7 protein-coding genes are annotated in these 8307 nt (G+C 75.2%); 4 read left to right on the forward strand and 3 right to left on the reverse strand.

What is annotated here, in order from left to right:
- Window positions 1-141: 141 nt before the first annotated feature.
- On the forward strand, window positions 142-1887 hold the full coding sequence (locus ACFWRV_RS15760) for an ATP-binding cassette domain-containing protein (RefSeq protein WP_384334185.1): 1746 nt from the start codon (window positions 142-144) through the stop codon (window positions 1885-1887).
- Entirely contained in the window at window positions 1884-3803 is a 1920-nt protein-coding gene (locus ACFWRV_RS15765) for an ATP-binding cassette domain-containing protein (RefSeq protein ID WP_384334188.1), read from the forward strand. The genes ACFWRV_RS15760 and ACFWRV_RS15765 overlap by 4 nt, the downstream gene beginning before the upstream one ends.
- Here the strand turns inward: ACFWRV_RS15765 and ACFWRV_RS15770 are convergent.
- From ACFWRV_RS15770 to ACFWRV_RS15780, 3 genes are all read right to left on the reverse strand, one after another.
- Entirely contained in the window at window positions 3772-4377 is a 606-nt protein-coding gene (locus ACFWRV_RS15770; protein WP_384334222.1) for a LuxR C-terminal-related transcriptional regulator, read from the reverse strand. The genes ACFWRV_RS15765 and ACFWRV_RS15770 overlap by 32 nt on opposite strands.
- A gap of 270 nt (window positions 4378-4647) precedes the next feature.
- On the reverse strand, window positions 4648-5529 hold the full coding sequence (locus tag ACFWRV_RS15775; RefSeq protein WP_384334191.1) for a transglutaminase-like domain-containing protein: 882 nt from the start codon (window positions 5527-5529) through the stop codon (window positions 4648-4650).
- Window positions 5530-5599: 70 nt separating this feature from the next.
- Window positions 5600-6595, reverse strand: coding sequence for a GNAT family N-acetyltransferase (locus tag ACFWRV_RS15780; RefSeq protein ID WP_384334194.1), 996 nt, complete (start codon window positions 6593-6595; stop codon window positions 5600-5602).
- Window positions 6596-6712: 117 nt separating this feature from the next.
- Between ACFWRV_RS15780 and fdxA the strand changes: the two genes are divergently transcribed.
- Complete coding sequence (gene fdxA / locus ACFWRV_RS15785; protein ID WP_003966501.1) at window positions 6713-7033, forward strand: ferredoxin; 321 nt, start codon at window positions 6713-6715, stop codon at window positions 7031-7033.
- Between the two features lie 122 nt (window positions 7034-7155).
- The gene (dapC, locus tag ACFWRV_RS15790; protein WP_384334198.1) at window positions 7156-8250 is read left to right on the forward strand and encodes a succinyldiaminopimelate transaminase; all 1095 of its coding nucleotides are present in this window, start codon (window positions 7156-7158) and stop codon (window positions 8248-8250) included.
- Window positions 8251-8307 lie beyond the last annotated feature (57 nt).

Below are 8307 nucleotides of genomic sequence, written 5' to 3' on the forward strand. Positions count from 1 at the left end.
GGGTGTTTTGTTTTCTCCCCCCCCCGGGGGGGCCCCCCCCCCCCCGGCCCCCCCCCGGGGGCGCCCCCCGGGCCACCCCCCGGGGGGCCCCCCCCGGCCACGTGCCCCCAGGGGGCGTCCTGCCGATCAGAAAGGCGAACCGTGCCGCTGCACCCTCGTCCGGGCACGGCGTCCGGCGCCCGGCGGCTCGCCCGGCAGCACCCGGCCGCCCTCACCTGGCTGTTCCTCTGCTCCACCGGCGGGGCGCTCGCCGCCCTCGCCCTGCCCGCCGCCCTGGGCCACACCGTCGACCGGCTCGTCGCCGGCGGACCCGTGCCCTGGTCAGGGCTGCTGCTCTGCGCCGCCCTGACCCTCACCGAGACCGGGTTCGACGCGGCGGCCGCCGTGACCAGCACGACCACCACCGCCAAGCTCACCGCGTCCCTGCGCGCCCGCACCGCCGCCCGGATCCTGGCCGCCGAACCCCGCCGCGCCCTCGCGCTGCCCACCGGCGACCTCACCGCCCGGCTGACCGCCCGCACGGCCGACGCCGCGTCCGCGCCCGCCACCGCCGCCGGGGCCGTCGCGGGCGTCCTCCTCCCGCTCGGCGCGCTGGCCGGCCTCCTCCTCATCGACGTGTGGACGGCCGCCGCCCTCCTCCTGGGCGCCCCCCTCCTCGTCGTCCTGCTGCGCACCTTCACCCGGGGGACCGCCGACGCCGGGGCCGACTACCAGCGCGCCCAGTCGCTCATCGCCCACCGGCTCACCGAAGCCCTGGAGGGCGCCGACACCATCCGCGCCGCCCGCACCGGCGCCCGTGAACACCGCCGGGTGCTGGAACCCCTGGCCGCGCTCGCCGAACACGGCCGCCGCACCTGGACGGTGTACGGGCGGGCCGTCGGCCGCAGCGGCCTCCTGCTGCCCCTGCTCATGCTGCTGGTCCTCGCCGTCGCCGGACTCCGGCTCGGCGCGGGCGCGATCGGCGTCGGCGATCTCGTCGCCGCCTCCCGCTACGCGAGCCTCGCCGTCGGCATCGGCTCCCTCACCGGCGCGCTCGGCTCCCTGGCCCGCAGCCGCGCCGCCGCCCACAGCCTCGACCCCCTCCTCACCCTCGCCCCGCTGCCGCACCGGGACCTGGGCCCGGTCCCCGACGCCCCCGGACACCTCGAACTCCGGGACGTCGGCGTCGAACAGGACGGCCGCCCCCTGCTGACCGGAGTCCACCTGACCGTCCCCGGCGGCACGTCCCTGGCCGTCGTCGGGCGCTCCGGCTCCGGCAAGTCGCAGCTCGCCGCGGTCGCCGGGCGGCTGCTCGACCCGGACACCGGCAGCGTGCTGCTGGACGGCGTCCCGCTGGACGGCATGGAACCGGCCCGGCTGCGCGGCGAGGTGGCGTACGCCTTCGCCCGCCCCGCCCTGCCCGGCGCCACCGTCGAGGACACGATCGCCTACGGGCCCTGGACCGCCGCGCCCGACGCCGTACGCGAAGCCGCCCGCGCGGCCCGCGCCGACGGGTTCGTCTCCCTGCTCCCGTACGGCTACGCCACCCCGGTCGCCGACGCCCCGCTCTCCGGCGGCGAGCGCCAACGCCTGGGCCTGGCACGCGCGTTCGCCCACCCGGGCCGCCTGATGATCCTCGACGACGCGCTGTCCAGCCTGGACACCGTCACCGAGCACCACGTCCGCCGCGCCCTGGACGCACGGGCCGGGCGCTGCACCCGGATCATCGTCGCCCACCGGCTGTCCTCGGCCGCGCGGGCGGACCGGGTCGCCTGGCTGGAGGACGGCCGGCTCCGCGCGACGGGCCGCCACGAAGAGCTGTGGGCGGACCCGGACTACCGGGCGGTCTTCCGCGGCGACCCACCGGGCGAGCGCCCGGAGCGGGCCGGAGCGGAGGCGTCCCGGTGAAGGAGGACGAGCGCGCAGGTGCCAGGACGACGGGCCCCGGGGCCGACACGGCCCACCTTCGGCGCGACACCACGCCGCACCGGGGCGCGAAGTCCACCCCGGCCCGCCCCCGCCGCGACACCGCGCTGCGCAGGGTCGCCCGGGAGGCCCGCCCCTTCCTGCGGGCGCGCACCGGCGTGACCCTGCGGCTGGCCGGCTGGTCCCTGCTGGAGTTCGCGCAGACCTTCCTCAGCGGCTACGGGGTCGCCCGTGCCCTCGACGACGGCTTCCTCGCCGGCCGCCCGGCGACCGGCCTCCTCTGGCTGGCCGTCGCCGCCGTCGCCGTGCTGCCCTCCGTGCTCGCCGCCCGCGGCGTGTTCGGCCGCCTCGCCGACCTGGTGGAGCCGCTCCGCGACGGACTGGTCCGGCGCGCCGTGTCCCGGGCGCTGTCCGGCGCGCTCGGCCGCTCCGGTGACGTCAGCACCCGGTCCCTTTCGCAGGTCACTCATCAGAGTGAGATCGCCCGGGACGGCTGGGCCGGACTCGTCCTGACCCTGCGCTCGTTCGTGTTCACGGCCGCCGGAGCCGTCACCGGCCTGCTGGCCCTCTCGCCCGCCCTCCTCCTGATCGTGCTCCCCCCGCTGGTCCTCGGGGCCGCCCTGTTCCTCGGCACCCTGCCGCCGATGGCAGCCCGCCAGCGCGCCTACCTCGCCGCCGACGAGGCGTACGCCGCCCACGCGGGCGAGCTCGCCGCCTCCGTACGCGACATCGCCGCCGCCGGAACCGCCGAGCGGACGGTCGAGGAGTCCCGGACCCTGGCCGCCGCGCAGCTCGCCGCCTCCCGTTCGCTGGCCCGCTGGTCGGCCGTCCGGGTGGTGGCCCTCGCCGTCTGCGGGCGGTTCCCTCCGCTCCTGCTGCTCCTCGGAGCCCCCTGGCTGCTGCGCGACGGGCTCACGCCGGGCGCGCTGGTCGGCGCGCTGACCTACCTCACCCAGGCGCTCGCCCCCGCCGTCCAGGCGCTGATGACCATGCTGGGTACGGCGGGCGGCCGGCTCGTCGTGGTCCTGGACCGGTTCACGGACGCGCCGCCCCCACCCGCCGACGACCCGCCGCCGACCGCCCGCGACACCGCCCCGCCGCCGCGCGGCACCCCGGTCGCCGAACTCCACGAGGTCACCTTCGCGTACGGGCCCCGCGCCCAGCCCGTCCTGGACCGGCTCTCCCTGACGATCGGGACGGGCGAGCACCTCGCGGTCGTCGGCCCGAGCGGCAGCGGCAAGTCGACCCTGGCCGCCGTCCTCGCCGGGACCGAGCGGCCCACCGGGGGAGCGGTGCGGTGGCGGGGGCGGCCGGTGCGCCCGGCCGACGCCACCTCCGTACGCGTTCTGCTGCCCCAGCACGCCTACGTGTTCAGCGGCTCGCTGCGGGACAACCTCCGCTACCTCCGCCCCGGCGCGTGCGACCGGGAGATCGCGGCCATGGTGGACGCGGTCGGCCTGGACGCGCTGCTCTCCCGGCTCGGCTCCCTCGACGCGGCGCTCGAACCGGACCGGCTCTCCCAGGGCGAACGGCAGCTCGTCGCGCTCGGCCGCGCCTACCTCGCCGCCCCGCCGCTGCTGATCCTCGACGAGGCCACCAGCCGGCTCGACCCGGCCGCCGAGACCCGGGCCGAGCTGGCGTTCGCCGCCCTGCCGGGCGCGCTGGTCGTCGTCGCCCACCGGCTCAGCTCGGCGCGCCGCGCCGACCGGACCCTGGTGATGGACGGCCCGCGCACCCGGTGCGGCACCCCCGACGAACTCCGGCGCTCCAGCGCCCTCTACCGGGACCTGGCCGGCCTCTGGGAGCCGGAGGAGGCGGAGGCCCCGACCGGAGTGACGGGCCCCGACCGGAAGGAGCGGCGCGGCATCAGATCCACCCCGCCTCCTTCGCCCGTCTGATCGCGTCCAGCCGATTCCGCCCCCCTGACTTCCGGATGGCGGCGGCCAGATAATTGCGGACCGTCCCCGCAGTCAGGTGCAGTCGCGCGGCGATCCCGGCCACGGTGTCACCCCCCTCGGCCAACGAGAGCACACTCAATTCCCGCGGCGATAACGGCATGTCGGCCACCTGCAAGAGACTGAAGGCCAGCGACTCGTCGATATGCCGTCCGCCGTCCGCCAGTTTGTGCATCACCTCGGAAAGGTCGTCCACCGGGCGGTACTTGTCGATGTAACCGAGGGCTCCCGCCTCGTACGCCCGCCGCAGACCGCGCGGCCGGTCGCTGCAGGTGAGCACGGCGAGCGGACACGGCTCGCCGTGCGGGGCGGTCATCGTCCTCACCTCGTCGAGTACGTCCAGTGCGCCCGGACAGTCGAGGTCGGTGAGGAGCACATCGGGTCCCGGACCGCTCAGCGCGGCGCGTATCGCACCGCGTTCGGCGGTGCGGACCTCTATTCCCCGCCCCGTGCCGAGGAGCGAGGCCAGCGATGCGCGCCACAACGGCACGGTGTGGACCAGCAGCACGGTCGTCATCAATCTGCCCTCAGCTTTTCTCTTCCGGCCCGCCCACAGCGGAATGCGATGGGTCGTGCGCGCCCGGTGACGGGTTTCCAGTTGAGCGCATGGGCATTCGCGTACGCCGACGAACAGGCCGAATAACGCGCCCGTTGGGCGCGGAAGGGGGCGTTCGGATGTAAAGCGGGAGCGCACATCGCCCACGGACCCATCCGTCTCGCCACCGCGGTGGCGTCCGGAGGGCCGGTGGTGGGGCGGATTCCGCAGATTTCCCGCCGGTTGGCCGGTTCAGTTCAGCAGGGCGCGTGCGGCGTGGGCCTTGCGCCGGATGTTCTCGGCCGTCGTCGGCTCAATACCGTCGAGGATTCCCGCATATTCCTCCATCTCCGCCGCCCCGCGCTGGAACTCACCGCGCTGGACGAGGAGCTGGGCGTGCTCGTAGCGGAGCCTGGCCGGATGCGCGGGCAGGAGCAGCGACAGCTCCACCGCCCACAGAGCCACGTCGGTGCGCTCGGGCCGGGCCGCCGCCCACGCCCGGACGTTGTTCAGGATCCGCAGCACGACCTCCAGCGGTCGGGCGGGCGTCATCATCGACGGCTCCAGCGCCGCCCCGGTCACCCCCGTCACCAGCAGCTCGGCGTCCTGGCCGGTCAGCGGCGCGCCCCCGGCGAACGGATCGGCCAGCACCGGATTCTCCCGATCGCCGAAGCCGACCACGAAATGCCCGGGCAGCGCCACCCCGTACACCGGTGCGCCCGCCCTCCTGGCGACCTCGATCCAGACGACGGAGAGCAGGATCGGCAGGCCCCGGCGGCGCCGCAGCACCTGCTGGAGGAGCGAGGAGTCCAGCCGCTGGTAGTCGACCGCTGAGCCGCCGAATCCGCAGCGCTCACCCAGCAGTTCGGCCAGCGCCGAGGCCCAGGCGGCGGGGGAGCGGGAGCCGTGGGGCAGCAGTCCGGCCAGCCGGTCCAGCTCGATCTGCGCGGCGTCGATGCCGTACCGGTCGGGGACGGACTCCCCCGGAGTCACCGGGACCACTTCGGCCGGCCCCACCGGTCCGGCCTCCGCGCCCAGCAGCAGACACAGGAGGGCGAGGTCCGGCCGCTCGGACCGGGCCTCCTCGGCGAACTGCCGCCGCCGCTCGGCCGCTCCGGAATCCAGCCCACTCATATGCGACCCACGCCCCTGCTCCTCCTGTCCCTGCCCCGGTCCGCGCCCCGGCGGCCTGCCGCGTGGCCCCTCACTCCGAGCGGTAGTGGTGATAGCGGTGGTGGCCCGCGAAGCCCATGCCGTCGTACAGCGCCCGCGCCCCCTCATTGTCCTCCTCGACCTGGAGCCAGGCCGCCGAAGCGCCCTCGTCCAGCGCCCGGCGGGCCAGCGCGGTCATCACGGTGGTGGCCAGTCCGCGCCGCCGCTGCTCCGGGGCGACCTCGACGGCCAAGAACCCCGCCCACCGCCCGTCCACCACACACCGCCCGATCGCGTCCGGCGCGCCGGCGTCCCCCGGCACCGTGGCGAACCAGACCGAGGGGCCGCTGCCCAGCACCCGTAGCACATGGGGGCCGGTGGTGGAGAAGCGCTGGTAGCGGGCGAGCCAGTCCGCGTCCGGCTCCCGGGTCAGGCGGACCGCGGACACCTCCGCGTCCCGGTCTCCCACCGGCGCCAGCGCGGCGATCCGCACCTCCGCCGAGACCTCGCGCTGCCAGCCGTGCCGCTCCAGCTCCGCGCACAGGATCTCCTGCGTGCCCTCGGCCCCGGTCGCCGTCTGGACGTACGCGGGCAGGCCCCGCTCCTCGTACCAGTGGCGGACCCGCCCGAGCGCCTCGCCGAGCGGCAGGCCCGGATCGCCGAGCGGCAGCGCGGAGTTGGCGCGCCGGGTGAAGCCCCCGGCCGCGCGCAGCCGCCAGTCGCCCAGGGCCTCGCTCTCGACGGGCTGCCAGGCGCGCGCGGTGACGGCCGCCAGCTCCTCGAAGGAGGCGGCGGGGCCCCGCCGCCTCGCCGGTGCGGCGGGCACGACCTTGCCCGCGGCCAGGGACGATTCCGCGATGTGGACGGATTTTCCGCTCTTATCTGTGATCGAGAGCACACCGTCGTCCCATGATGTGAGCACGCCGACCGTGTCGGCGAATTGCGCGCCCGTGCCCCCGCCATCAGTCCGGCGGCGCACGGACACGCGTTTGCCCACGTCAGCGGGGGTGATGCGGACCTCCAGCCGTCCGCCGATGGTGAATTCCACAGCTCTGTCCGCCCCTCCTGTTCGGATCGTGCCCGAGAACGGAGATACTAGGGGCGGGCATCGACGACGCCGCGCTCCCGCGCGAGAGCCAACGCCCTACCGAGGAGGAACGACAGCGTGACCTACGTCATCGCGCAGCCTTGTGTCGACGTGAAGGACAAGGCCTGCATCGAAGAGTGCCCCGTCGACTGCATCTACGAGGGCCAGCGGTCCTTGTACATCCACCCGGACGAGTGCGTCGACTGCGGAGCCTGTGAGCCGGTCTGCCCGGTCGAGGCCATCTTCTACGAGGACGACACTCCGGAGGAGTGGAAGGACTACTACAAGGCGAACGTCGAGTTCTTCGACGACCTCGGCTCGCCGGGCGGTGCTTCCAAGCTCGGTCTCATCGAGCGCGACCACGCGTTCGTCGCCGGACTGCCGCCGCAGAACCAGTAAGCGGCGGCACCACGCGCGCAGCCCGGTCCCGTACGGCTCGTCCCCGTGCGGGACCGCGGTGTTTCCCCGTACCGCTGCCGGTACCTGAACAGCCCGAGAAAGCCCCGAGAAAGCAGAGCCCCGTGTCCGCAGTCTCCTCCCGCCTCCCGGTCTTCCCCTGGGACAGGCTCGCGCCCTACAAGTCGACGGCCCAGGCCCACCCGGACGGCATCGTGGACCTGTCGGTCGGCACCCCCGTCGACCCGGTCCCCGAGCTGATCCGGCGGGCGCTGGTCGACGCGGCGGACAGCCCCGGCTATCCGACGGTGTGGGGCACCGAGGCCCTGCGGGACGCGCTGACCGGCTGGGTGGAGCGCCGCCTCGGCGCGGTCGGCGTGACCCACGCCAACGTGCTGCCGGTCGTCGGCTCCAAGGAGCTGGTGGCCTGGCTGCCGACGCAGCTCGGGCTCGGCGCGGGCGACAAGGTGGCCTACCCCCGGCTCGCCTACCCGACGTACGAGGTCGGCGCCCGGCTGTGCGGCGCGGAGCCCGTCGTCTACGACGACCCGACCGAGCTGGACCCGGCGGGGCTGAAGCTGCTCTGGCTCAACTCGCCGTCCAACCCGACCGGCAGGGTGCTGTCCAAGGACGAGCTGACCCGGATCGTCGCCTGGGCGCGTGAGCACGGGATCCTGGTCTTCAGCGACGAGTGCTACCTGGAGCTGGGCTGGGACGCCGAGCCGGTCTCGGTCCTCCACCCGGACGTCTGCGGCGGTCACTACGACGGCATCGTGGCGGTCCACTCGCTCTCCAAGCGCTCCAACCTGGCCGGATACCGGGCCGCCTTCATCGCGGGCGACGCGGCCGTCCTCGGCGAGCTGCTGCTGATCCGCAAGCACGGCGGGATGATGACGGCCGCTCCCGTCCAGGCCGCCACCGTCGCCGCCCTCGGCGACGACGTGCACGTCTCCGAGCAGCGCGCCCGTTACGCGGACCGGCGCCTCGCCCTGCGCGCGGCCCTGGAGGCGCACGGCTTCCGGATCGAGCACAGCGAGGCCAGCCTCTACCTGTGGGCGACCCGCGACGAGCCGTGCTGGGACACCGTGGCGTACCTCGCGGAGCGGGGCATCCTGGTGGCGCCCGGCGACTTCTACGGCCCGGCGGGCGCGAGCTTCGTCCGGGTGGCGTTCACCGCGACCGACGAGCGGGTGGCGGCGGCGGTCAAGCGCCTGTCCTGATCCGGATACGCGGGAGGGCCTGAGGAGTGCGCACTCCTCAGGCCCACCCGCGGCTGG

The organism is Streptomyces sp. NPDC058576, assembly GCF_042718715.1.
Classification (GTDB): domain Bacteria; phylum Actinomycetota; class Actinomycetes; order Streptomycetales; family Streptomycetaceae; genus Streptomyces.

Coding starts and splice junctions, on each gene's coding strand:
- ACFWRV_RS15770 (WP_384334222.1), bottom strand. CDS start 4,377: ATGACGACCGTGCTGCTGGTCCACACCGTGCCGTTGTGGCGCGCATCG.
- ACFWRV_RS15775 (WP_384334191.1), bottom strand. CDS start 5,529: ATGAGTGGGCTGGATTCCGGAGCGGCCGAGCGGCGGCGGCAGTTCGCC.